Here is a 24786-nt window from a genome sequence, read left to right as displayed (position 1 = left end):
TTACCTCCTAGGTAAGTAATAAATTAGTGTGTTTATTTATAACGTTTCGCTAGAATGCCAATGACATCTTTTGCAGCGTCAATGGCTCCATTTAATGTTTGGATATTTTTATGTGGCTCATTAATCAGTTCTGCCTTGGCTTTATCTAACTGACTAATTAACGCATCTTTGATCTGGGGGTCATTTTTTAAACATGTCTCTAAGTTGGTAATACGTGCCATAATTCCTCCTATTTATAGAATGAATGGTATATGGATGACTTCACCATCACGGCTTAAGTCCAATCCTTTTAAATCGATATGGCTAACAACATAGCCATTCTCAAGCTTGCTATTCAAATTAAGTCGACTGCCATTGCTTAGCTCAACAAAAGGATGGCTTGCATTACCACCAAAACTAACTATCTGACCGGATAAATAACGAGTTAAATTTTCTCTGATAGGAATATTCTCAAACCTAACATCAACCACTTGGCCTGTACTCGTCATAAGATCTTTGTTGACTTGATATATTTGGCCACGAACATTGTCATTGATTTGACCAGTAACGAGTATGCTCTCTTGCCGCCTTTCAACCATTACACCATTTAATAATTTATGTTCACGGAGTGCATCAATGAGCTTTTGAACATACCCTCCTATGTCATTAGCCACTTGCCAATGCTTTAACCCCTGGATTTGTTCCAATTCTGTTGTAACCTTATCCCATTGTTCACCTGATTGAATCGCTCCTGAAATTCGTACTTCACCCATGCGGCGAGTAGGTGAAACATGGACATTCTGATAGCCATTCGCACTTAGAACGGACTCAACGCTACCTACTAACTTATCCGTGCAGGTTGTTTTGGCATTAAAACGGATAGAGTGTTGCTTGAGCCCTTCCTTTAGCCTAGCCATCGAGGTAGAGTTATCACAATACCCTGTGAGTGTCACAATTCCATCAGGCCCCCAACTTGCGTCTACTTGATGTAACGCTGGCACATTAAGCTGACTTTGCAGCCATAAGCGTGGGTTAAATACTGGTTCAACCTTGGCTGGAAGCATGAGTACACATAACATGGTTGCCAGAGCGATTAAACTGGTTGCTAACAAAAAGATGTTGCTCAAGCGGCCGGATTTTTTAGTTGAGTGCGAAGGCAATTCTTGCCAAATTAACTCTTGTTCACAGTGGCCTAAAATAAACCCGACCCCAGATAATTCTATGGGTTGGCCAAGAGGTAAGTACTCTGTAAGGTTCGATCTTTTACCATTAACCCATGTAGCTACATTGCTCTTTACCATCACTCCTTTATCATCAACGCTAAGGCTTATGGCATCGGGTTGATCAATTGGGACCATGATGTCACCACTAGGTCCCATAGAAAGTTCCCCTGAAGGGAGCTTTAACTCTCTCCCTTGCATTGGGCCTGTAAGCCATAAAAGTTTGATACTTGCTTCCATAATCAGTCCTCGTTATTGATTAACGGGTTCAGCTTTGATTAGAAACAAACGCATTACGCTCTGTTTACTGTGATCAGTACTTCTAAACAGCCCCCCTAATAACGGTATGTCTCCTAGAAGCGGAATTTTATTCTCCACGGTATGATCTTTATCTTGAACAAAGCCACCGAGTAACAGGCTTTCTCCTGTTCTTAACGTTGCCTGAGTTGCAATCTCTGAATTTTCAACTTGAGGCAATGGGTCTTTGCTACTAAAAGGTTTAGCTTGTTGTCCATCCTGAATATTAAGTGACAGCATCACTTTTTTATGATGATTTTCATTGACTAGCCTTGGAGTCACTCTGAGTAAAGACCCCGTTGTGACAGACTCGAGTTTAGCGACTTTCTCGCCTTCAACTTTGGTATAAAAAGTGACATTTTTATCTAATACTGCCTGAACATTGTTAAGGGTTACGACAGAAGGTCTAGACAACACTTTTGCTTTCGAATTTTGTTGTAGGGCATTTAGCCTAACCATAAAATTCCCTGTGTTACCAATCACAGTCGAAAAATTATCACTACTTAAGCTTCCTTGATTGAAGGTCACACTACCCCCACCAATCTTGGCAGCCGCAGACCAATCAATTCCCAATTGGTTGAAGTCAGAAGTATCAACATCAATAATTGTGACCGAAACTTCAATCATGGTTGGCGTAATATCCAGTTGCTTAATCAAGGACGCGTACATGGTCATGTCTTGCTTGTTTGTTCTTACAATCACAGCATTTTGTCTCGAGTCTGCCGAAAAGCTTGCTGTTTCTTCTTTAGATTGAGAATTATCTTCCTGATCAATTTGCTTCAATACCGACACGACGCCGGGTACAGTGACGTCTTGACTACGATAGCTATATACAGTGTCAGTTGCAGATGCATATTTTAAAGGGAAAATACGTACCTCTTTTTGTGACTTAGCGTGTTGCTGCGAGTCAGTATCAAGCTGTTTTACAAATTTGGTAACCGAACTAACGCAAGCAGGAACGCCATTAACTTGTACTGCACGAAGCCCTGAGATAGGGGTAACTTCACAAGCTACTTTATCCAAAAGGTTAGCCTTAGCGATGTAACGAATTGCCTGATCATTTGAAAGAGATGAAAGCGAGACGATTTCATTTGTCACTTGTCTCGCCTTGTAAACATGCAACAAGTCACCGTCATAGTACCACACTAAGCCGTATTGCTGAGCTAGCATGGTAAGGATCTGTTTAGGCGTTTTTCCATTTATCTGGCCGCTAAACGTGTCAGTGACTTGATTGCTAACATCAATAGGAATGCCATAATTTTTGCCCACATCTTCTATAACCGATTTCAATGGCGTGCCACGGCTATAAAGAACAAAGGGCTCTCCTTGCCATTGCACTGAAGAAATCGGTGCTGCATGAACAAAATTGATAGTCAAAAGCAATAACCAACATAGTAACTTTTTCATAGCTTTTTCCTCCAGATACGAGGTTTATTGGCTGCGGCTGTTTTTAACATATCTCGTTCTAGATAATGGATTAATGCCAACTGCAACTGTATGGACGAAGTAAGTTCTTCATCATCTAGGTCATTGGGGTAACAAGACCACAGAACCCACTCCTCTCCCCGCTTTTCAAGTGCACAGTCCCACCCCTGTTCACAAGCAGCCAACACAAGTGTTGCTTGCCTTAGCCAACTGCGATCAGTTGGAGGCGTTATCATTATTCCGAACGTGAAATAGTATTCTGATGTGATACAGCTAGCTAATCGACCAGCACAAGAAACTTGCCAATGACTATTTGCAGGCAAGTCAGTTGTGTCGATATAACTCATCGCTAGTAAACGTTCGAACATTGAAAACCTCTTTTCTGTTTATGAAAACATTATCAATTGTTCATTGATTACTGACTATCAGGTGAACACCTTAGTCGCAAATCGGTGCAAAGATATTACTATCTTTCAACAGCAAATATGGACCTTGGGCGGCAATTCGCGCTATGGTAGAACTAGAAAAAGCGTGTAACTACAGACTTAGGATTGGACATGAAAACTAGCTGGAATTCCTCCCTCGTCACCAAGCTCACTGTCGCATTTGTCTCCGTTTTTATTGGTCTGTGGGTTCTAATCCAAATTAGTGCGTTTGATAACACCTACAAGGGGACTCTAAATCAAACACTCAAAAGCTATAATGAGATGGGCGAGATTCGAGCACAAATGAATCAAAGTTTGTTTCAACAAGCTATGGAAGATACGCAGCAATTTGAACAAAGACTCGAACAGTTTAAAACCTTGAAAATTGATCCTGACATCGAGCTGGTTGCTCGCCAATTTAACATTGGTCAAGCGCCTTTGGACAAAGAGCATAAGCAACTTTGGGCGCTACAAACGTTTGGGATCGCCGGGCAACAACGTTATGTCGATACCTTTATCATAGAGCCGAATAAACATGTCTCAATATACTCTGCATCCGAGCGAGAACGGGAACATCAAGAGCAGAGAATTCAAGAGATTATTTACCTTGCTAAACTTCCGGCCAAAGAGGGCTTTCGTTGGAGTGAGCCTAAGTATGACCGCGAACGCAACAGTGTTTACATTCTGCTAAGCTACACACTAGATCCCGACAATAGTTTGGCACGTCAGGTTGGCTTTGCGATTAATATTGAAGATGTACTTACAGTTTCCAATGTCTATGCCAAAGATGATATCAATTTATTTATCACTCGAGATGACATAGTCCCTATATTTGGTCAAACAGGGATAAATGACACGATAAAGAAAGAGTTGAAACAGTTTATTGACTATAACCAGAGTTCTAATGCTGTTAAAGGTAAACCTAAATTTGCTCAAATCAACAACTTTTATGTAGTCAGTAAATTTATTGATGGCCCAAACTGGCATCAAATTTCGTTAATACCCAAGTCTAAAATTGAAAAACTGGCCTATGCACCATTTTATAATGAGCTTAAGTGGTCTCTCGTATCCTTCGGCCTTATGACCATTATTATGCTTGTCATATTGAGAAAGTCTCTTGCTAACCCCATTCGCAGTTTTGTAGACATCATTAACAGCGATCGACAGCCAACCTTTGATAGACGGCTGTCTGAATCCCGAAAAGACGAACTGGGAGACATTGCAAGGGCATACAACATGCTACTTGATACAATAAAGTCGAGCTACGATGAATTAGAATCGAAAGTTGAGCTACGAACGGTTGAATTAGCGCACGCTAAACAGGTCGCAGAAAAAGCAACGGCTAGAAAAAGTGAACATCTTACGAATATTAGCCACGAAATAAGAACACCACTTAATGGTATTATCGGTTCGCTGGAATTATTACGAAATACTATTTTAACTGACCAGCAAGCTGATCTTAGAAATACAGCTTATACATGTGCTAAATCATTATTAAGCATTATTAATAACTTGCTGGATTTTTCGCGTATAGAAGCAGATCAAATTGAATTAAATATTAGCGATAACCCCCTTCTTAAAATCGTAGATGAGGCTATGTTAACCATACAGTCTTACATTATAGATAAACCAATCCAGCTAAAAACAATTGTTAGTTCAAACACTCCAGAAACTAGCTCATTTGATCCTATTCGCGTTAGACAAATCTTGGTTAACTTGTTGGGTAATGCGGCAAAGTTCACTGAGCAAGGTGAGATTGTTTTGTCTATTGATGTCATAGATAAACAACTATGGTTCTGTGTCAAAGATACAGGGCCAGGAATTCGAGAAGATAAGCTCAATGAAGTATTTGAACCTTTTCGACAATCTTCACAACATCAGGTAGGAACTGGTTTAGGCCTGCCTATTTCACGTAAATTGGCAAATATAATGGGCGGCAGTCTCACAGTAACAAGTGAATATGGTGAAGGCTCAGAATTTATCTTCAAAATGCCTCTAAATAACTCAGGAATGCTTCTACGCCTTAAAGAAGCAGTTATTGAAGCACCTGAAACACTTCACCCACAGATCCAAGCATGGGGCGGCCACTGTATTTGCAGTGACTCTGATGCACTTAAAAACGAAGAATTTCATTACTTACCTTGGCGTTTATGGAAACGACTATACGAACTGCAGCATGGTATTTCCACACAAAACACGCATACAAATCCAAAAGAAATGATTCCATGGAAGCTAAAAGTGTTATTGGTCGATGACGTTGTAACTAATCGTGACATAGTGAGCAAAATGCTGATTGAACTGGGCCAAGAAGTGACATGCGCCAGCAGCGGAAAGATGGCTCTAAAATACAGTGAACAGCATGTATTCGATTTGGTGTTGATGGATATGAGGATGCCAGAGCTCGATGGATATCAGACGACCAAGCTATGGCGAGAAAGCGAAACAACGCTAGATACCGACTGCCCTATCATAGCCCTGACTGCAAACGCTAATCCGTCAGAGCATGATAATTCGATAAACCTTATGAACGGCTACCTAACCAAGCCTGTGTCTATGAAAGAACTCGCTAAAGTATTAGAGCATGCAGCAGAAATTCAAATAGATCGCGACATGCAACCAGACATTAATGTGGAGTCAGATACTCCTATTATGGATTTTAATGAAGGCGAGTTTACCCAACGCTTAACCAATCACTTCAAAGAGATGGCCAATGCTGCAAGGGAAAGCTTCGCTGATAAGAATTGGTCTGAGCTCAAAGATATCTTACACAATGTAAAAGGCAGTGCAGGACTTGCCGGTGCTACCAATGTCTTCGATACGGTAAGCACGCTAGAGCATCAAATTGAAAACGGCCAACAAATAACCGGAGAAGAGTTTTCTCAGTTAATCAATGCTCTAGAAAAGTACAGCAGTAAATAACACGTTTGTAGATTTTTATATGATTGCAGAATGCATGACGCTATAATTTTTCTCAAATTTTTAGTCGCTTATGGTAGAGTATCCGAAAATCAAGATAGTAAACCGAGACTATCCTTATCAAGGAGGTTATGTGTCGGTTTAATTTTTAAGAGGTTAATCTATGAATTATTTGTTAGGATTGTTTGCACTCATTTTATCTGTATCAGTACAATCAGCTCGGGAGAATATTGCTCAAAATAAGACTATAACGAAAATATCCACTTACCATACAGAAGCCGTCATTTATTATTCACCGGTGGTAACGAACCGCCAAAACTGCACAGATACGAGAACCAACGCGTTCAAAATTGACCTTTCAAGTGACTCTGGTAAACAGCTCCTCTCCACAGCATTAACTGCGGCGGCAGCTCAAAAGGAAGTAGGTTTCGGTATTGATGGGTGTTTAGGCGGCAATTTGCCCAAAGTGTATAGAATTGATGTGGTATTTTAGTCATCATTCTATGCTTTAGTTAGCAGAAAAGACTCTAGCCTTGATACAATCTGACAGGTACCGATTCGAAAAAGTAAGTATCTGTCAGATCAAACCTAGATTCGCACTCCTAAATACCCATCCTGTGCGCCCACTTCATTAAATCTGCTACGTTGTGTGCATCAAGTTTACGCATTATATTCATTCGATGGGTTTCTACCGTCTTTAATCCAATCAGTAACGCTTCTGCAATGTCACGGTTGCGTTTACCTTCGAAGATAAGTTTAAGCACTTGCTTTTCACGTGGTGTTAAAACGGGAATATCGCCTTCTTCAACCAGGCTTAATGCCTCGATGTGTTTGGCATCTAACGCGGGATCTAAAAAGTTTTTCCCCCGAGCAACACTTTTAATCGCAGCCAGTAACGTACTTTTTGACCCATTTTTGAGCACGTAACCATTCGAGCCAGCGTCCAAAGCTTCGCGGGCTTTCCTTTCCTCATCTGAGGCAGTTAACACAATAATCATCATGTCAGGCCAGCGTTTGCGTAATTGTCGTATTGCCTCTACACCAGACATACCAGGTAAATTGAGATCCATAAAAACCATATCGGGTTTGTGTTTCAAGCACTCCTCATAGACGCTCAAACCGTCCGTCACAAAACCAACCAACTCCAAGTTAGGGTAAGGAGCAAGACAACTCTTTAAACCATCGAATATAAGATCATGATCGTCTACGACCAAAATCTTTAACTGAGTGTATTCACCAAATGTCATTGTCACCCTCCACATCCATCAACCGATAGGACTTAGATTTATTATAACTAAACGGTTATGAACTTATTGATGCTATTGATAGTTAATCTAACACTCAGTGGGAAGTTATCAAGAATGTTTTTCATTTAAGTGATGTAAATTGGTACCAATGATGAAAGAAAACAGAAAAATGGTCAAAGTTCAACCAGTGGTTAGGGCTTCTGTTTGCAGAATTGCAGAATTGCAGAATTGCAGTATTTGATGTGTTTAAGCTGGTGTTGGTGCAAATAACGTTTAGGACATAGACACTTTAGTCCTCAGCATCATAGGATACATTCATTACCACGCGAAGTAGCTCAGCTACAGGTTCGAATAAGGATTCAGGAATCACCTGACCAGATTCAACTTGATTAAACAAGGCTCTTGCGAGCGGTATATTTTCTACTAGAGGTATGGCGTGTTCTTCTGCCATATCTACCACATGAAGCGCCATATGATCTTGTGCTTTATCTAGAACCACAGGTAGAGGCGTTTCATCAGCCTGATAGTACAAACAGACTGCAATATGAGTTGGATTTCGAACTATGACGGTTGATTTTTTAACATTTTGCACAAGCGAGCCATTTGCTGTTTCTCGCTGGAGCTCTCGGCGCTTTTGTTTAACTTCTGGATTACCTTCTGTTTCCTTGTATTCTTGCTTCGTATCTTCTTTAGACATTTTCAACTCTTTCATTGTTTGAAAATGCACAAAGGCATAGTCTGCGACTGCAAACACCAAGTAACAGATTAAAAATGCGCCCCAAAGCCACTTCACCAGAGTGAAAGTAACGGTAACACCACACTCAGCACCACAAGAAGGTAAATATTGAAACATATTAACATGTTGATGAAGTAGGTAATAAAAAACTACCGTCAAAACTAAAATTTTAAGTATATTTTTTAATAACGCGAATACACTTTTCATTGAGAAAATATTCTTGGCATTATTAATTATATTAATTTTATTAAAACTTGGAGTGAGGCTCTCCGATGCCCACACTGGGCCAGTTTGAGCCATACAACTGATGACCACTGTGATAACAAGAATAACAACCAGACCAGCCATAAAACGGAGCATAATAAAAACAAACGCGGCCAGCACAGACTCGGCAGCAATCTTGATTGGAAGGTTTATCGAGTTGATTGAAATCTCGATCATTTTCCAGACCGCGTCCATCATTCCCTGCCCTTCAATGATAAAATAACCAAGAATCACCGCCATTTGAAGCCCTGTTACAATTTCAGTGCTTTTTATAACTTGGCCTTTTTTACGAGCGTCTTTTAGGCGTTTCTGTGTGGGTTTCTCAGTTTTTTCGGCCATAGTTATCCCTTAATCAGCTGGAATAGAGTAGAGATTTTTCCTTCAAACTGATTGATTTGAGCAAGATAATGAGAAAGAGCAAAATGCATACTCACCAGCAGTAGGAAAACGACCAGAATACTTTTGATAGGCATTGATAAGAAGAATACGTTGAGTTGCTCGACTGAGCGGTTAACAAGACCTAGACCAACGTCGACCAAAATCATTACAACCATCGCAGGCAAAGCGAAACTTAAACACATGTCTGACATCATTTGCCATTGCTGACCAATGAAGATAAGTAGGTCATTATTAAATGACAACGCTGACTCAGGTGGGAGCGAAGAATACGACTGATATAGAGCAGTAAGCAGGGCGTTAAACCCTCCTGTCACCAGAAATAACACGCCTAGAACTTGAGTAAACAGCATACCAAATATCGAAGATTGAAGTCCCATTAGTGGATTCAACACTGTCGACATTGAAGCGCCTCGCATAGTGTCAATGACAAAACCAGCCATATCTATTGCCCAAAAAGGGATTGCCGCACAAAAGCCCACAATTAGGCCTATCAGTAATTCCTCACCATAAACCCAAATAAGCTCAACCAACGGCTTGGAAGAAAAATCAGCAGGATGGGCTTGCATCATAGGTATAACAGGAAGCGCGAACATTAAAATGAGCGCGTTACGAATAAGCCCGCTTCCCATCGCCCCGCCTTTAAAAAGTGGCAGCATCAACATCATACCTAATGGACGCATCATGCATAGGGCAAGGATTGGTACATATTCATTCAGGGCAGACATCTAGCCTCCTACGTAACCAATTTGGTCAAAAGCGAGTCCAGCATAATTGAGCAATGTGCTGCCCATCCAATGATAACTGACAGCTAAGGTAATACAGACAGCAACGAGCTTTATCAAAAACTGTAACGATTGGTCTTGAATCTGAGTAAGAGCCTGAAATAAACTGACCAGGATCCCTACTACTGATGCAACCAACACAACTGGCATAGAAAGTATCAGCACAAGCCATAGTAATTCTGAGGTAAAGTGGACGATAACAGCTTCATTCATGAGAAAGACCCCATAAGCTGACCAATAAGCTTATCCCAACCGCCCATAAGTATAAAAATAAGTAGTTTGAACGGCAGAGCTATTGTCATTGGTGATACCATCATCATACCCATCGCGAGTAATATGTTGGAGACAATTAAGTCAATGGCAACAAACGGCAGGTATAGCAAGAAACCAATTTTAAATGCTTCAATTAACTGACTTAAAGTAAATGCGGGTACCATGACAAGAAGCGAATCTTTGGACAGTTCATTTTGGTACTGTTCAGGCCAAATATCATGTCCTACCTTAGAAAAAAACTGAATTTGTGTTTCACTCGTGTTATGGCTTAAAAATTGGTGGTATGGAGCGATTATCTGACTGGACACTTGTGTGAAAAGGTCAGGAGAGCTCCAATCTATAGGATGCGCCATTAGGTTGTCACGAATAGCCAAGCCAACAGGAGCCATAGTAAACATGGTTAAGATCAAAGCTAAACCATATATTGCCATATTGGGTGGGATCTGCTGGATTCCCAACGCATTTCGCAGCATCGAGAAAACAATTGACAGTTTTAAAAACGATGTCCCCATAACTGCAAATAACGGCAGTAAAGATAGACAGAATAATACAACGATAAGTTGAATTGGGTTGTCCAGTAAGGCCATACGTATCTCCTCTTATACTCAGAGTATGAGTCTGCTACATAAGGCACTTTTATAATATCAGGTGAGGACCTGAGATTAATTCAGTCTAAATTTATCATTTGAGTATTTTGAAAACACCCCAGTTACTTTTAATTTTTAACGAAAAAAGACACTTTGAATGGGTCCGCCGAATTTTTGTTTTTGAAATAAAATTCAATTACTTGATTCCTAGGAATTGGAACTTTCCAAGTCGTTTCGTCTTCTTCTATCCCCAGTGATTGCTCAGGGTTGATCATTGTCCAACCGCCTGTTGGTTTTATTATGATTAACTTAGCGCCTTCTAAATAAGCAATTAGAGAACTATCATTAACATTAACCGTACACTTTGGGGTTAAATTGCACTCGAGTTTATCCTGCTTGTCGTAGTCCAAAGTACGCCATGTAAACGCTGCAACCAAAAGGGTTAACATGATGATAATTTGGGCAAAACGACCAGGGGTAAGTTTTTCGGCTGCCATGCGGTAGTCTTCTCCGTGTAACAAACTTCAAAGTTTTAGAATAAAAGGTCAATACCAGACCAAGTGTAAGGGTACTACACTGTCATTGATATACTAAATGCAGTATAGTTGCCGGCTGAAAATGCCACTTTTTTCAAAATCCACAAGGAAGTTTAACCAGTTGTTTAGTAGTAACTTTCTAGATGATTTGGGTGGCATTACGACATGAGTCGTGTTGGAAGTAAAGTGTAGTTAATTAAAAAATTGGAAGCATGCAAATGAGCCAAGAAAAGCAGCTTGAACAAAACTACAACTATACGGTCGTCCGCCAATTTACCCTAGTTACAATTTTATGGGGCATTGTCGGTATGGGCGTTGGTGTTTTGATTGCCGCTCAATTAGTTTGGCCACAGCTAAACTTTGATACGCCGTGGTTGACGTACAGTCGCTTACGTCCTCTGCATACTAATGCGGTTATTTTTGCGTTTGGTACTAGTGCACTGTTCGCAACATCTTACTATGTTGTTCAGCGTACCTGCCAAACTCGTCTATTTGGTGGCCCTCTCGTTGCCTTTACCTTTTGGGGTTGGCAAGCCGTTATTCTATCAGCAGCAATAACGCTACCTATGGGAATGACTACCAGCAAAGAATACGCCGAGTTAGAGTGGCCGATTGATATTGGTATAGCCTTGGTCTGGGTTTCTTATGCGGTAGTGTTCTTTGGAACGCTAGTCAAACGTAAAACATCCCATATATATGTTGCTAACTGGTTCTTTGGTGCCTTTATCATTACGGTCGCTGTACTTCATATCGTAAACAGTATGGCTATCCCCGTTTCTTTGACTAAGTCCTATTCAATATACTCTGGTGCTGTCGATGCCATGGTACAGTGGTGGTACGGGCACAACGCTGTAGGTTTCCTATTGACTGCTGGTTTCCTCGGCATGATGTACTATTTTGTCCCCAAGCAAGCTGAACGTCCTGTTTATTCTTATCGCCTTTCTATCGTTCACTTTTGGGCACTTATTTCATTGTATATCTGGGCCGGTCCGCACCATTTGCACTACACCGCATTGCCTGACTGGACACAATCAATCGGTATGGTGATGTCTCTTGTTTTGTTCGCTCCTTCATGGGGTGGTATGATAAACGGCATCATGACGCTTTCCGGCGCGTGGCATAAGCTTCGCTATGACCCAATACTGAGATTCCTTATCGTTTCACTCTCTTTCTATGGCATGTCCACTTTTGAAGGCCCAATGATGTCAATCAAGACAGTCAACGCGCTATCTCACTACACCGACTGGACGATAGGACATGTTCACTCAGGGGCACTTGGTTGGGTTGCTATGGTATCCATTGGTTCTGTCTACCACCTAGTTCCACGATTATTTGGTCAAGAACGTATGTACTCCGTGAGTATGGTCAATGCACATTTCTGGCTTGCTACAATCGGTACTGTTCTCTATATCGTTGCGATGTGGATTTCGGGAGTAATGCAGGGCTTGATGTGGCGAGCAGTTAACTCAGACGGAACACTAACCTATAGTTTTGTTGAATCTGTACAAGCGTCGTATCCGTTCTATTTTGTACGTTTCCTTGGTGGCGCCATATTCCTTACAGGGATGCTGCTCATGGCTTATAACACGTACAAAACAGTATCTGCACCAAAGGATAGCTTAAAAGCTGTCCCGCACCCAGCATAAGGAGATGAACAGAATGAGTTCTAATTCTAGTAATCGCCACGAAATTGTTGAACGTAATGTCGGGCTTCTGGCCATCCTCATCGTTTTTGCAATAAGCTTGGGTGCGCTTGTGGAAATAACACCGCTTATCTTCCAAAAACAAACGACAGAACCCGTTGAGAACTTGCGTCCATACACTGCCCTACAACTTGAAGGTAGGGACATATACATCCGCGAAGGATGTAACGTATGTCATAGCCAGATGGTTCGCCCATTTCGATCTGAGACTGAACGATACGGCCACTACTCTATTGCGGGTGAAAGTGTATGGGAGCATCCATTCCTTTGGGGTTCAAAACGTACTGGGCCTGATCTAGCTCGTGTGGGAGGACGCTACTCTGACGAATGGCATCGAGTTCACCTTATCAACCCACGAGAGCTGGTTCCAGAATCAAATATGCCTGGATTCCCGTGGTTAGCTGATAATGTACTGGATGGTAAGTACACTCAGAAGAAGATGCAAATCTTCCGTGATCAGTTTGGTGTTCCCTATACAGATGAACAAATCACAAATGCGTCAAAAGATGTAGAAGGTAAAACAGAGATGGATGCCATCATTGCTTACCTACAGTCTCTTGGTCACGCAATGAAGTAAGCAAGGGGTGAGATTATGGATATAGGTACTATTCACGGTATTTGGACCATAGTGCTGTTCGTATGTTTTATAGGCGTAGTATGGTGGGCGTTCGGTAAAAGCCGTAAAGCTCGTTTTGAAGAAGCTGCGAACCTTGTTTTTGCTGATGAAGAGCAAACACCCTCTAAAGAACAAGGAGTGACTAAACAATGACGACATTTTGGAGTCTTTGGATAATCATCATTACAGTCGGTACATTAGTAGGCTGTGCTGCGATATTGAATTGGTGCCTTAAAGACAAAACAGGCATTGAAGAAGGCGCAGATATGGGTCATGAATATGATGGTATTCGTGAATTAAATAACCCACTACCTAAATGGTGGACGTACTTGTTTGTCGGTACGTTTCTATTTGCGGCGATATACTTTGCGCTTTACCCTGGAATGGGAAGCTTTACGGGTTTACTCGGCTGGCAGAGTTCTGACCAAACTGTGACAACGCTTGAGGAATCTAAAGCATCTATTGCTGAAGCGCAGAAAGATAAACGGCTTGTTCAATATGCCAAAGAGTTAGACGATGCTGATGCTTACTTTGGAAAAGCATTTAAACGTCTCGCCTATGTAGATGGCGGAGAGCAATTACGCTCCGTACCTGAAATTGCAGCAGACCCAGAGGCGTTAAAAGTAGGACAGCGTTTATTCTTGCAAAACTGCTCTCAGTGTCATGGCTCAGATGCACGCGGTCAAAAAGGCTTTCCTAATTTAACTGATGACGACTGGCTTTATGGTGGTGAACCAGAAGCGATTGTTACTACCCTTTTGCATGGCCGTGTAGGACAAATGCCAGCTTGGAAAGATGCTTTGGGTGAACAAGGCGTTAAAGAAGTCGTTAGCTATACTCTTAGCCTATCAGGGCGTTCGGTCAATGCACGAGAAGCCGAAGCAGGCAAAGCTCGCTTTGTCGTTTGTGCTGCCTGCCATGGAACAGACGGTAAAGGTAACCCAGCTGTCGGCGCTCCAAATTTAACCGATCAAGTCTGGTTGTATGGAGGTTCTCGCGCTGACGTAACCGAGACGTTAATGAATGGCCGATCGGGTGTAATGCCTGCTTGGAAAGACATTCTTGGCGAGGATAAAATCCAACTTGTTTCTTCTTATGTTTGGAGTCTGAGCAACTCAGATTCTGGAAAAGAGTAAACGTTCAATAACAGCCCCTTCTTTAGGGGCTGCCTTTCTTGTAGATTAACTCTAGTGTCTTTAAATATGTGCGAGCTTTTTTATGGTAAAACCTTGGTATAAGCAGTTTTGGCCCTGGTTCTTAATTATACTACCAATGACAGTTGTAGTTTGGACCATCATTACTGTGATTGTTTTTTCAAACAACTCAGTGTCTCTCGTAACTGAAGATTACTATAAGAAGGGCAAAGCTATAAATATCGATATTTCAAAGATTAATGTCGCAAAAGATCTTCATCTATCCGCGACTGTATCCTCAGAAAATAACAATGTAGTGATCAGTTTTAACAAAGGTCAACTCAAGCATTATCCAGCGATAACAGCCTTGTTCGCTCATAGAACCCTACCCGATAGAGATTTTACTCAACTACTTACATCAGACGCAGGTGGGCAATACAGGCTTACACTTGATAAGTCACTCCAAGGGCCCTGGTTTATTGAATTAACACCCCATGATGAGCAATGGCTTATCCAAGGGCGAGTGACCTTCCCTACTGAGGCCAACGTTGAACTCACAAAATAACCTCAGCTTACCTTCTCCGTGCTACCACTGCGGAGAAGAAGTACCAGATAATACCAATTTCAGCGTTGAAATTTTAGGCCAAAAGAGAGTCATGTGCTGCCCCGGATGCGAAAGCGTCGCGCAAACGATACTCGATAGTGGCCTTGTGTCTTATTACCAATATCGTACTACTCCTGCACAAAAAGCCGAGTTAATCCCTGAGCAACTCCAAACTCTAATCCACTACGACAATGAAGAGGTACAATCGGAGTTTGTACGCCATAAAGAGCAAGATTCAGAAGTGACATTGTCACTAGAGGGTGTCTCATGTGCTGCATGTGCATGGCTGATTGAAAAACAACTTGCATCACAAAACGGCGTTGTGTCTATGCGGGTCAATACTACAACTCATAGAGCAGTTTTGGTTTGGGATAAAACTCAAGCGCAACTTAGTGAATTACTATCTGCCATACACAGACTCGGGTACAAAGCTGCACCTTTTGAGGCAGACAAGCAAGAAGCAACCTATCACAAACAGATGAAACAGTACTTGTATAGGCTCGGTATTGCGGGACTAGCAACAATGCAAGTCATGATGCTGGCTGTTGCTCTTTATCTAGAAGTGTTTGGGGATTTAGAACCGGAATTCAAAAATTACTTCCGCTGGGTGAGTTTAATTTTTGCTACGCCTGTGATGCTGTATTCCGCACTGCCTTTTTATATCAATGCATGGAGAAGTATTCAGGGAAAAACGCTGGGCATGGATGTTCCTGTATCTTTGGCTATGATTTTTGCCTACTTCTCCAGTCTTATCGCTACTGTAACAGAGTCAGGAGAAGTTTTTTTCGAATCTATCTCTATGTTTGCTTTTTTCCTGCTTCTTGGCCGGTTCCTAGAGATGCGTGCAAGGAGAAAAGCCGCAGCGGCAAGTGGTAACTTGCTTAAACTCATCCCAGCCATGGCCACACGGTTAGATGGTGAGCAAGTTCCGGTAAAAACGCTCAAAGTGGGTGATCGTATTCGTATCTTACCCGGTGAAAATATTCCATCAGATGGCAAGATAGTGCTAGGTCGAGTACATATTGATGAGTCCATGTTGACTGGAGAGTCCATTCCTGTAGTCAAAAATGTGGATGACTATGTTTATGCGGGCACCATGAATGGCGAAGAATCATTTGAGCTTGAAGTCACGTCAACAAAAGCAGATTCAATGATCTCCAGTATTATACGGCTTCAGGATGAAGCTCAACTATCAAAGCCTAGAATTGCTCAAATTGCGGATATTGTAGCGCGCTATTTTGTCGCCGTTATTCTGATCACAGCCGCGAGTACATGGGTATACTGGCACCAAACTAAGCCAAACGATGCATTTTGGATCATGTTATCTGTGCTCGTTGCTACATGCCCATGTGCGCTCTCACTGGCAACACCTACAGCCCTAACATGTGCAACATCAAGATTAGGAAATCTGGGGATCCTTCTGCGTAAAGGTCATGTTTTTGAGACCCTATGTAAGGTCAACCATCTCGTTATAGACAAAACTGGGACCTTAACCCACGGAGAGATAGTAATTAGTGATATACAAACTTTCTCATCTCTTTCAGAAATTGAAGTTTCACAGATAGCCTCTTCAATCGAGTCTCATGCAAATCATCCAATAGCACGAGCATTCGACACCTACAGAAATCCCAATATTCATGTGTCGGATGTCGAAAATATTATAGGATCTGGACTAGTAGGCAACTATCATGGAAGCATAATCAAAATAGGTAGTGCTTCTTTTGTTCTAGACACTCATCACACCACTAAGCCTAACCAAATTTACATGTCTCTAGACGGTGAGCACATAGCGACATTTACTTATCAAGACCCAATTCGCGCAGAATCCAAAGCCTTTATTGACCGCTTTCAGCAAGCAGGAATCTCTGTCACTCTTCTTACAGGAGACTCACATCAAAATGCCGAGCTAACAGCCAATGAAATTGGTATCAAAAAAGTGGTCTCTGAGGCAAAACCAGAAGATAAACTCAACTATCTTAATAGCTTAGATAAAACAGAAATTACCATGATGCTTGGCGATGGCATTAACGACGCCCCAACTTTAGCTGGCGCTCATTTGTCAGTCGCTATGGGCGGGGGCACTGATGCAGCGAAGGCATCGGCAGATATGGTGCTACTCGGCGATCAACTAGACAAAGTATTGGCAGCCAGAGACTTGGCGTTACAGACACGCAATATAATACGCGAGAATTTAGCTTGGTCACTTGGCTACAACGCACTCATCCTTCCGCTAGCCGTCGCTGGTTTAGTTGCCCCATATTTTGCTGTCATTGGTATGTCTGCAAGCTCGATTATAGTAGTATCTAATTCTCTTCGTTTGCTGAAAGAAAAACAAGGTTAGTAATCATGGAAAGCCTTTATATCTTAATCCCGATAGCAATTGTTTTAGTCTGTGTTGCAATCGCCATTTTTATCTGGGCAGTAAAGAGCGAGCAGTTTGAGGATTTGGAACGTCAGGGCCATAATATTTTGTTCGAAGACGAAAAAAAAGATGAGAACACTCCTAAATGACACCTGACTGGCTCGGCGCATTTTTAATCGGTATAATTGGGGCTGGACATTGTATGGGGATGTGCGGTGGTATTGCATCTTTGCTAAGTTCCAACTCTCCTTCACACTCAGTATTCGTCCCTATCTTTTATAATTTAGGTAGACTGATAAGTTATTGTGTTATAGGAGCTATTGTTGGCGGCGCTATTTCTACTGTCGTAGAATTTAGCCAAGTTAACCAATCACTGACTTGGTTACGGTTAATCGCAGCCCTATTCATGATTCTACTCGCTTGTTACATAGGTAAATGGTGGCACGGCTTGGTCTATATCGAGCGTTTGGGTCAAAAGCTATGGAAACGGATAGCCCCTGCTGGTCAATCACTCTTACCATTAAAGTCCCCTCTTTATGCTCTTCCTTTCGGTTTAGTCTGGGGATGGCTTCCGTGTGGACTCGTCTATTCTACATTGACCTGGGCAGCGGTTTCAGGAAGTGCATTAAATGGTGCCTTCATTATGGTGGCATTTGGTCTGGGGACAATGCCCGCGATGTTATTTATCGGTATCAGTGTCAGTCACACAAACAAACTCCAAAAATCCAATTTCCTTCGCCAATCTGGCGCTGTCATCATTTTGCTTTATGGGCTCTATACCGCCCAACAAGCAATAACCTTGCTATCAGTAAGTTAATATGCTCTTGTTTTTTGTAGGTTTATTCTACTACCTTTTCCAAAAAATGAGTGCTAAAATGTTGATGTATATCAATTTGTGAAGTTTGTTATGATTCCTGAAAAGCCTGCGACAAAACGTATCCAATCCGGTGGTTGTGCAATTCACTGTCAAGACTGTAGTATCAGTCAATTGTGCATACCTTTCACTCTCAATGAAAACGAACTAGACCAACTCGATCAAATTATTGAACGAAAAAGGCCCATACAAAAAGGACAGGAACTGTTTAAAGCGGGAGATAGTTTAAAATCTCTCTACGCTATTCGTTCAGGGACTATCAAAAGTTACACAATAACTGAGCAGGGAGATGAGCAGATTACTGCCTTCCATCTTGCAGGCGATCTTGTCGGATTTGATGCTATAACAGAAGACTCTCACCCAAGCTTTGCTCAAGCGCTAGAAACATCTATGGTATGTGAAATCCCATACGAAACCCTTGATGATCTATCGGGCAAAATGCCCAAGCTCAGACAGCAAATCATGCGTTTGATGAGTAGTGAAATTAAGGGTGACCAAGATATGATTCTTCTACTCTCTAAAAAGAGTGCAGAAGAACGTCTAGCGGCTTTCTTATATAACCTATCAACAAGATTTTCTCAAAGAGGATTTAGTCCGAGAGAGTTTCGTCTTACGATGACAAGAGGAGATATCGGTAATTATCTTGGGTTAACTGTTGAAACCATATCTCGATTACTAGGACGCTTTCAAAAGTCGGAAATTTTGAGTGTAAAAGGTAAGTATATCACTATCCTAGACCATGACACTCTTATGGAACTCGCTGGTGTCTCTTCAGAATCCTAATAAGTTCAATGACGTAGCTCAAAACTGAGCTGCGTCATACTTTTGCTCTCTATACCACTCTTTTGCTAAAAATCTTTCACTAGCTGCGCTACATTAATCATATAACTCTCCCTACACTTAAGGAGTTACTATGAGTATCTATAATAAAATACTTGTCGTTGCCGACATCAACAAAGATGAGCAGCCAGCCTTGGCTCGCGCCATGCAACTTGCGGCTCAAAGTCGTTCTCGTAGTAAAGTGTGTTTCTTTTTATCGATCTATGATTTCTCCTACGACATGACATCAATGCTATCTGTTGATGAGCGTGATGCTATGCGCCGTGGTGTGATAGGACAACGCGAACAGTGGATGCATAAGGTAGCGAAGCCATACACAGAGCAAAATCAAAATGTAGACTTCGATGTAAAAGTAGTTTGGCACAACCGTCCCTATGAGGCTATCATCGCAGAGACCTTTGCCGGCAATCACGACATTGTAATCAAAGGAACTCGAAAACATGACGTTTTAGAATCCGTCATATTCACCCCTACTGACTGGCATTTATTGCGTAAGTGCCCTTCTCCTGTATTGCTAGTGAAGAACTCAGACTGGCCGGAAAATACCAGTATACTCGCCTCTGTCCACGTGGGTTCAGAAAACGACACCCATCTTGGCCTTAATGACAGTATGGTGGAACAATTAAATAGCTTAAGTGAACGTTTAGGGGCCAAACCTTATTTAGTCAATGCTTATCCTGTCACACCTGCGAATATAACCATAGAGCTCCCTGAGTTTGACCCCAATACTTATACTGATGCGGTTCGTGGCCACCACCTAACTGCAATGAAAGCATTGCGACAAAAGCATGGCTACGACGAACAACAGACCGTCGTTGAACAAGGGCTACCAGAAGATGTTATACCCGAATCTGCAACAAAGCTAAACGCTGCGATGGTTATTGTAGGAACAACCGGCCGCACTGGCTTATCCGCTGTATTTATTGGTAATACGGCAGAACATGTCATAGACAAAATTAACTGTGATGTCTTAGCTCTAAAACCTAATGGTTATATAAGTCCACTTGACCCTAAGGCAGGTACTTGATTTATATTAAGGCCACTCATTGAGTGGCCTTAATATCACTGGTGTTTGATTACTTGAACCGTTTTGCCTCGATAAACGAGTCACTCCAATAATCAGAATTTAGATTGCTTATCTGCAAATAGGGTGCATTAGAGCCATTGTTATCAGAGACAGTAGCGTTGATAAACAATAACTCTTCTTCATGCTCTTCCAAAAATAGCCCAACATGACTGACCTTTTGATTACCAAAGAATAACAAATCACCTGGTTTAAGTGCTGATTTAGGCACATCAACTAACCCACTCCAACGAGACTGAGGGCCTGAGTCTCTAGGTAAATGGACTCCAATAGTCTTATACATTTCTTGAACAAAGCCAGAGCAATCAAACCCGAAACTCGATCTCCCACCCCAAGTATATGGAACGCCAATAAATAATTTAGACAGTTTTAGCATCTCCGTCATATCGAGCTCTAGGTTTCCAATATGAATATCTCCTCTCTGAATCCAAGCAATTCCTCCATCTAACAAACGAATTCTTATCCATCGGCTACCCCATTTGTTAGGATCATCCATTGCGGTTAGCTCGACACCAAATGGAAGCTTAAGTAAAGGTTTATGTTTTCCAACACTATCTGAGCTATAGAGCAGTGTCTCTCTACTTAACGTTGTAATGATCTGACGGTCTTCAAAGTAATCATCCATCTGAGCTACATTATCTCGTAGTATCCAGCCCTCATATTGGTCACTGGAACGAACAAATAACCATTCAGAATCTTCTTTTAATACCGTTACTTCCTCAGCATATTTTGCCTGAGATACAACAGAGCTAGTCTCACTAGCATGTTCATACATATTGGTAACAGATTTATTCACCCTTTCCTCAGCCGAGGAAAATGAGGAGAAAAATATGCAAGTACATACTGCACAGATTAATAATCTTAACTTCACGAATTGATCCTACTATAAACGACAACACCCTCGTAATCGAGGGTGTTGTCGTTTATAGTCTATGGATTTACTCAGTGCACCAAACAAAAAAACACAAAGAATCTATTAAGTCAAAAATGATAAAAATATCTAAACATTGGTTACGTCAATAAACATAGATTCATCGATGTTTGTAGAAGACACAGTTGCTTCCGTAAACTCATACTCTTCTCTGTCTCCATTTCGAGACAAAGGAAGGTTAACGAAATCAAATATCTCTCTGTCAGCGAGCTGACTAGGACTAACATTCTGGATAGACTTGAATACCTTCTCTACTCTGCCTGGAGTCTTATTATCCCACTCTATAAGCATGCTTTTAACCGCTTTACGTTCTAGTTTTTCTTGCGACCCACAAAGATTACAAGGGATAATAGGAAACTCTTTATGCTCAGCATATTTAATCAGATCTTTCTCACGACAGTATGTTAAAGGGCGAATAACTACATTACGACCATCATCGGAACGCAATTTTGGAGGCATTGCTTTCAATCTCGCGCCATGAAACATATTAAGAAAAAGCGTTTCAACGATGTCATCTAGGTGATGACCAAGTGCAATTTTAGTTGCACCTATTTTTTCAGCAAATGAATATAATGTGCCACGACGTAGACGAGAGCAAAGACCACAAGTGGTTTTACCTTCCGGTATTTTCTCTTTAACCACTGAGTATGTATCTTTGTCAACGATATAATAGGGAATATCCAAAGTTTCAAAATACTCAGGTAAAATGTGCTCTGGAAAACCAGGTTGTTTTTGATCGAGATTAACAGCAATTACTTCAAACCTAATAGGTGCCGATTTTTGTAACTGCAATAGAATATCGAGCATAGCGAAAGAATCTTTTCCACCGCTAATGCATGCCATGACAACATCTCCGTCTTCCACCATGTTGTAATCCGTGATGGCATTACCCACATTACGTCTAAGACGCTTTTGAAGCTTGTTATACTCTAGCGTTTCTTTTCTTGTATCTACCTGATTCATTACCTACTCACAAATAACTATCGTAACTATAAAATGTCTGAGCTGTTACTAGGGGGCAAGATTATACGTACTTTTCCATCAGTATGAAATGCTTATCTGTCCCAACCGTAGGAGTAGCTAGCATGCTCCAAGATAACAATGTGAATAGAACTAATTTGCCTCGGGCAAATAAGGTAAGACGCGACTGGTTTCTTGCGGAAGCATCATGGTGCCTCCTTTACCTATATCTGATAATGCAACTTGCACTTTACCATTTACAATCGGCTTTGTACCACCATTGGAAAACTCAACCTGTCCGTTCAGTTGATTTTCAAATTCCATAGTCACACCTTCAACATCGGGGGTAAACCAACTAGCAAACATGCCGCCTAAATCTTCAAGCATAGTTTGCATTTGAGGCATTAACTTCTCCACGTCTGTATAAGAAACTTTGCCGCTTAGTGGCTGCTTAGTCATGACAACCATAGAAAAGTCGCATCGTTCATTTTGAGGAGTTTGAACAAAAACTAAAGGGTTGGCTGACTTGAGATTATTGTCTATAGGTACTATCAACTCGTGATAGCGAGTGGATTTTAGTTCTTCATAGTGTTGCTCTTTTTCCATCCAAGCTTTTTGAATAGTGCAATTTTGTTTTGTTTCTGCATTGAGAAAGAAAAAACCTACTTTGACATCTTCATGGCCTTGCTTAGTATTTTGCTTTAGGTGGGTAAATAGTTTTGAGTAAGTGAACATGTATTCTTGAGCTTGTATAGGTAATGCATGCAACGAGAGTAATCCCCCAAGGGACAGGGTAAAAATTAGTTTGTTCATTTCACTGGCTAGCTTATTATTCGTTATCTTTCCAAAAAGACTGATTGTGCCTTATCATTGCCTGCAGATCTTTGACATACTCCTCACCTCTTTCGGAATATTTTAGCAATCCTTGTGTAAGAGCAAGAGCCGCCGTTGTGTCTGTCAAGCTTTCACCACGCAAATGTCTCTGGTAACGTATTTCTCGAAGCTCCTCGTAGGCTTTATTACGATTCACATTCATAAAATAGCCTTCTATCGATTCCTGTACTGAGGTAAACTTAGCGACTTCATGAGTCATGCCATCCCCTCTTTTCAGTGGAACAACGCCACAACCAGCAGTGTAACACCACTGCCCAAAGTAATTATTAGCCTGAGTTGCAAAGCGAGAGGTTCCCCAGGCAGACTCATTAGCACCTTGTACCAAGACCAAAGCTTCAGGGATGACGTCAACACGATGAAGCATCTGATCAAGCCATTGCTGATCAATACCCGATGAATTAAGCTTCACTCTGTACCGCTTAGATAAGATCTCTGCATATTGTTTATCTTGCTCCGAAACCATACCAGAAAGAAAGTCATCTCTGATAGCATCAAGTCTGTTTCGTTCATTCAAAACACGTTGATTTTCATACGCAATTCCTGGGCGCAAGTAGTCAAAAAACGCTCTTTTCTTTGCTGTTACATTCTCAATAGATGCAAAGTCTGGCGCTTCACCAATAGAGAAAGCATCAAAACTTGGCAAGGCTATCGGTTGAGTTGCTGGCGTGGTTTGCTGAATTTTGGGAGGTTGACGCTTTTCATAGTCATAGAAGCTGCAACCGGCTATTACGCCAGCTGCTGCAAGAGCAACGAGCTCACTTTTACGCATTGAACACTTGTGAATTGCCGTCATTATCGTCCTCATCGCTTGGTCCATCTGTTGTCACAATTTTTAGCCTGATACCAAACATATCTCTGTAGATAATACCTTTGATATGAAAATAAAAAGGGATAACCAAGATTAAGCCCAAACCATAGAACACAGCCCCAAGGATGAACATAAATACGACCAATAAATATATTCCGGCAAGGACAAAAATCTTTTTATTAACCGCTCGTAAGGATAGCAACAAAGATTGCATTGGGGGGATTTGTTTCTCACAAATTAGCAAAACCGCATTGCTAAATGCGAGTGACAAATACATGGACAAAAACGGTAGGATCATCCCAGCAACGAGCTGCGCAAGCAAACTAAATATTGTAGCGATAATCACCGGAATCGTGAATTGTAGTCCCTTTGCAATATGCCGCGGTTTGGTCGACAGACCTGCCGCATGGCTCATCGCCATTAAACTTACACCTGCTACAACAGGAGCACTTACTACTTCATAGCTAAAATTAGCAATGAAAATTGCTTGAACAATTCCAGGGTTAACCTCTTCTGGTTTGGTCAATATATCGGTAATGATCGATAAATCACCAAGTTGTAACTTCAGTGCTACATAAAAAATCACTACTTGAGCGACTATCAACAAAAGTATGCTAGGTGAAAATGAAAGAAAGTTTTTTATTGTATGTTGCCATGCTTCTTTGAGAACAGCACCTGCCTTAAGCTCATACTTTCCTGAAAGTGCTCTTTCCACACTTCCACCCAAATTAAAATCTTTTTCTATACCATTGTTCATTAACGTTTCCGGTGCCGAGCCCACGCCTGCTGATGTAAGTTTACTAACAAGTGCAGTTGGATTAAGAGTTTATAGCATTATACCGAAACCTCACTTTGCCCACAGCCTAATTTTCTTTATCTGCCTTGATTTAA

General features: G+C 41.4%; 27 protein-coding genes. 12 read left to right on the top strand and 15 right to left on the bottom strand.

Annotated features, from left to right (window positions below; all coding sequences use genetic code 11):
* Positions 1 to 32 precede the first annotated feature (32 nt).
* The 4 genes from DPF90_RS07375 to DPF90_RS07360 are packed head-to-tail and all read right to left on the bottom strand — an operon-like array spanning position 33 to position 3289.
* Positions 33 to 221: an EscE/YscE/SsaE family type III secretion system needle protein co-chaperone gene (locus tag DPF90_RS07375; protein ID WP_114785691.1), complete on the bottom strand. Its 189-nt coding sequence runs from the start codon at positions 219 to 221 to the stop codon at positions 33 to 35.
* A 12-nt stretch (positions 222 to 233) separates the two neighbouring features.
* Entirely contained in the window at positions 234 to 1439 is a 1206-nt protein-coding gene (sctD, locus tag DPF90_RS07370) for a type III secretion system inner membrane ring subunit SctD (protein ID WP_114785690.1), read from the bottom strand.
* A 12-nt stretch (positions 1440 to 1451) separates the two neighbouring features.
* A complete protein-coding gene (locus tag DPF90_RS07365) occupies positions 1452 to 2903 on the bottom strand; it encodes an EscC/YscC/HrcC family type III secretion system outer membrane ring protein (protein ID WP_114785689.1) in 1452 nt (483 codons plus the stop codon).
* Positions 2900 to 3289, bottom strand: coding sequence for a hypothetical protein (locus tag DPF90_RS07360; protein WP_114785688.1), 390 nt, complete (start codon positions 3287 to 3289; stop codon positions 2900 to 2902). The genes DPF90_RS07365 and DPF90_RS07360 overlap by 4 nt, the downstream gene beginning before the upstream one ends.
* Positions 3290 to 3478: 189 nt before the next feature.
* Between DPF90_RS07360 and DPF90_RS07355 the strand changes: the two genes are divergently transcribed.
* Together DPF90_RS07355 and DPF90_RS07350 are read left to right on the top strand one after the other, a co-directional pair.
* Positions 3479 to 6265 (top strand): two component system sensor kinase, encoded by a 2787-nt coding sequence (locus tag DPF90_RS07355; RefSeq protein WP_114785687.1) that lies wholly within the window; start codon positions 3479 to 3481, stop codon positions 6263 to 6265.
* A gap of 160 nt (positions 6266 to 6425) precedes the next feature.
* Positions 6426 to 6755 (top strand): BAR domain-containing protein, encoded by a 330-nt coding sequence (locus DPF90_RS07350; protein WP_114785686.1) that lies wholly within the window; start codon positions 6426 to 6428, stop codon positions 6753 to 6755.
* Between the two features lie 109 nt (positions 6756 to 6864).
* Here the strand turns inward: DPF90_RS07350 and DPF90_RS07345 are convergent, their stop codons facing one another.
* The 6 genes from DPF90_RS07345 to DPF90_RS07320 form a co-directional block, all read right to left on the bottom strand.
* Positions 6865 to 7509 carry a two component system response regulator gene (locus tag DPF90_RS07345; RefSeq protein WP_114785685.1) on the bottom strand — a complete coding sequence of 215 codons (645 nt, stop codon included), beginning with the start codon at positions 7507 to 7509 and terminating at the stop codon, positions 6865 to 6867.
* Between the two features lie 289 nt (positions 7510 to 7798).
* Entirely contained in the window at positions 7799 to 8848 is a 1050-nt protein-coding gene (locus tag DPF90_RS07340; protein WP_114785684.1) for an EscU/YscU/HrcU family type III secretion system export apparatus switch protein, read from the bottom strand.
* A gap of 2 nt (positions 8849 to 8850) precedes the next feature.
* Positions 8851 to 9633 (bottom strand): type III secretion system export apparatus subunit SctT, encoded by a 783-nt coding sequence (gene sctT, locus DPF90_RS07335; RefSeq protein ID WP_114785683.1) that lies wholly within the window; start codon positions 9631 to 9633, stop codon positions 8851 to 8853.
* Positions 9634 to 9903 (bottom strand): EscS/YscS/HrcS family type III secretion system export apparatus protein, encoded by a 270-nt coding sequence (locus tag DPF90_RS07330; protein WP_114785682.1) that lies wholly within the window; start codon positions 9901 to 9903, stop codon positions 9634 to 9636.
* Positions 9900 to 10550 (bottom strand): type III secretion system export apparatus subunit SctR, encoded by a 651-nt coding sequence (gene sctR, locus DPF90_RS07325; RefSeq protein WP_114785681.1) that lies wholly within the window; start codon positions 10548 to 10550, stop codon positions 9900 to 9902. Before sctR ends, DPF90_RS07330 begins: the two co-directional genes overlap by 4 nt.
* A gap of 128 nt (positions 10551 to 10678) precedes the next feature.
* A complete protein-coding gene (locus DPF90_RS07320) occupies positions 10679 to 11047 on the bottom strand; it encodes a hypothetical protein (RefSeq protein ID WP_114785680.1) in 369 nt (122 codons plus the stop codon).
* 251 nt (positions 11048 to 11298) lie between these two features.
* On the opposite strand from DPF90_RS07320, the gene ccoN reads away from it, so the two are divergent.
* The 10 genes from ccoN (at position 11299) to uspE (ending at position 20245) form a co-directional block, all read left to right on the top strand.
* Positions 11299 to 12732, top strand: a complete 1434-nt coding sequence (gene ccoN / locus DPF90_RS07315; protein WP_114785679.1) for a cytochrome-c oxidase, cbb3-type subunit I — start codon at positions 11299 to 11301, stop codon at positions 12730 to 12732.
* A gap of 13 nt (positions 12733 to 12745) precedes the next feature.
* Positions 12746 to 13366: a cytochrome-c oxidase, cbb3-type subunit II gene (gene ccoO, locus DPF90_RS07310; protein ID WP_114785678.1), complete on the top strand. Its 621-nt coding sequence runs from the start codon at positions 12746 to 12748 to the stop codon at positions 13364 to 13366.
* Positions 13367 to 13381: 15 nt separating this feature from the next.
* The gene (locus DPF90_RS07305) at positions 13382 to 13558 is read left to right on the top strand and encodes a cbb3-type cytochrome oxidase subunit 3 (RefSeq protein WP_114785677.1); all 177 of its coding nucleotides are present in this window, start codon (positions 13382 to 13384) and stop codon (positions 13556 to 13558) included.
* Positions 13555 to 14541, top strand: a complete 987-nt coding sequence (ccoP, locus tag DPF90_RS07300; protein ID WP_114785676.1) for a cytochrome-c oxidase, cbb3-type subunit III — start codon at positions 13555 to 13557, stop codon at positions 14539 to 14541. The genes DPF90_RS07305 and ccoP overlap by 4 nt, the downstream gene beginning before the upstream one ends.
* 82 nt (positions 14542 to 14623) lie before the next feature.
* Positions 14624 to 15103, top strand: coding sequence for a FixH family protein (locus tag DPF90_RS07295; RefSeq protein WP_114785675.1), 480 nt, complete (start codon positions 14624 to 14626; stop codon positions 15101 to 15103).
* Complete coding sequence (locus DPF90_RS07290) at positions 15087 to 17483, top strand: heavy metal translocating P-type ATPase (protein WP_240314484.1); 2397 nt, start codon at positions 15087 to 15089, stop codon at positions 17481 to 17483. The genes DPF90_RS07295 and DPF90_RS07290 overlap by 17 nt, the downstream gene beginning before the upstream one ends.
* Positions 17484 to 17488: 5 nt before the next feature.
* Positions 17489 to 17653 (top strand): cbb3-type cytochrome oxidase assembly protein CcoS, encoded by a 165-nt coding sequence (gene ccoS / locus DPF90_RS07285; RefSeq protein ID WP_114785674.1) that lies wholly within the window; start codon positions 17489 to 17491, stop codon positions 17651 to 17653.
* Complete coding sequence (locus DPF90_RS07280) at positions 17650 to 18321, top strand: sulfite exporter TauE/SafE family protein (protein ID WP_114785673.1); 672 nt, start codon at positions 17650 to 17652, stop codon at positions 18319 to 18321. The genes ccoS and DPF90_RS07280 overlap by 4 nt, the downstream gene beginning before the upstream one ends.
* Before the next feature lie 90 nt (positions 18322 to 18411).
* Positions 18412 to 19161, top strand: a complete 750-nt coding sequence (locus tag DPF90_RS07275; RefSeq protein WP_114785838.1) for an FNR family transcription factor — start codon at positions 18412 to 18414, stop codon at positions 19159 to 19161.
* Positions 19162 to 19291: 130 nt separating this feature from the next.
* Entirely contained in the window at positions 19292 to 20245 is a 954-nt protein-coding gene (gene uspE / locus DPF90_RS07270) for a universal stress protein UspE (protein ID WP_114785672.1), read from the top strand.
* A gap of 49 nt (positions 20246 to 20294) precedes the next feature.
* Here the strand turns inward: uspE and DPF90_RS07265 are convergent, their stop codons facing one another.
* The 5 genes from DPF90_RS07265 to DPF90_RS07245 all read right to left on the bottom strand — a co-directional run bounded on the left by DPF90_RS07265 (position 20295) and on the right by DPF90_RS07245 (position 24652).
* Positions 20295 to 21098, bottom strand: a complete 804-nt coding sequence (locus DPF90_RS07265; RefSeq protein ID WP_205395175.1) for a C40 family peptidase — start codon at positions 21096 to 21098, stop codon at positions 20295 to 20297.
* Between the two features lie 204 nt (positions 21099 to 21302).
* Positions 21303 to 22196 (bottom strand): tRNA 2-thiocytidine(32) synthetase TtcA, encoded by an 894-nt coding sequence (ttcA, locus tag DPF90_RS07260; protein ID WP_114785670.1) that lies wholly within the window; start codon positions 22194 to 22196, stop codon positions 21303 to 21305.
* 150 nt (positions 22197 to 22346) lie between these two features.
* The gene (locus DPF90_RS07255) at positions 22347 to 23006 is read right to left on the bottom strand and encodes a DUF2987 domain-containing protein (protein WP_114785669.1); all 660 of its coding nucleotides are present in this window, start codon (positions 23004 to 23006) and stop codon (positions 22347 to 22349) included.
* A 16-nt stretch (positions 23007 to 23022) separates the two neighbouring features.
* Complete coding sequence (locus DPF90_RS07250) at positions 23023 to 23856, bottom strand: glucosaminidase domain-containing protein (protein ID WP_114785668.1); 834 nt, start codon at positions 23854 to 23856, stop codon at positions 23023 to 23025.
* Positions 23849 to 24652 (bottom strand): DUF2189 domain-containing protein, encoded by an 804-nt coding sequence (locus DPF90_RS07245; RefSeq protein ID WP_114785667.1) that lies wholly within the window; start codon positions 24650 to 24652, stop codon positions 23849 to 23851. Before DPF90_RS07245 ends, DPF90_RS07250 begins: the two co-directional genes overlap by 8 nt.
* Between the last annotated feature and the right edge of the window lie 134 nt (positions 24653 to 24786).

Origin of the sequence: Vibrio tetraodonis (genome assembly GCF_003350295.1) — a bacterium.
Taxonomy (GTDB): domain Bacteria; phylum Pseudomonadota; class Gammaproteobacteria; order Enterobacterales; family Vibrionaceae; genus Vibrio; species Vibrio tetraodonis.
This window is presented reverse-complemented; position numbering and strand designations above follow the sequence as displayed.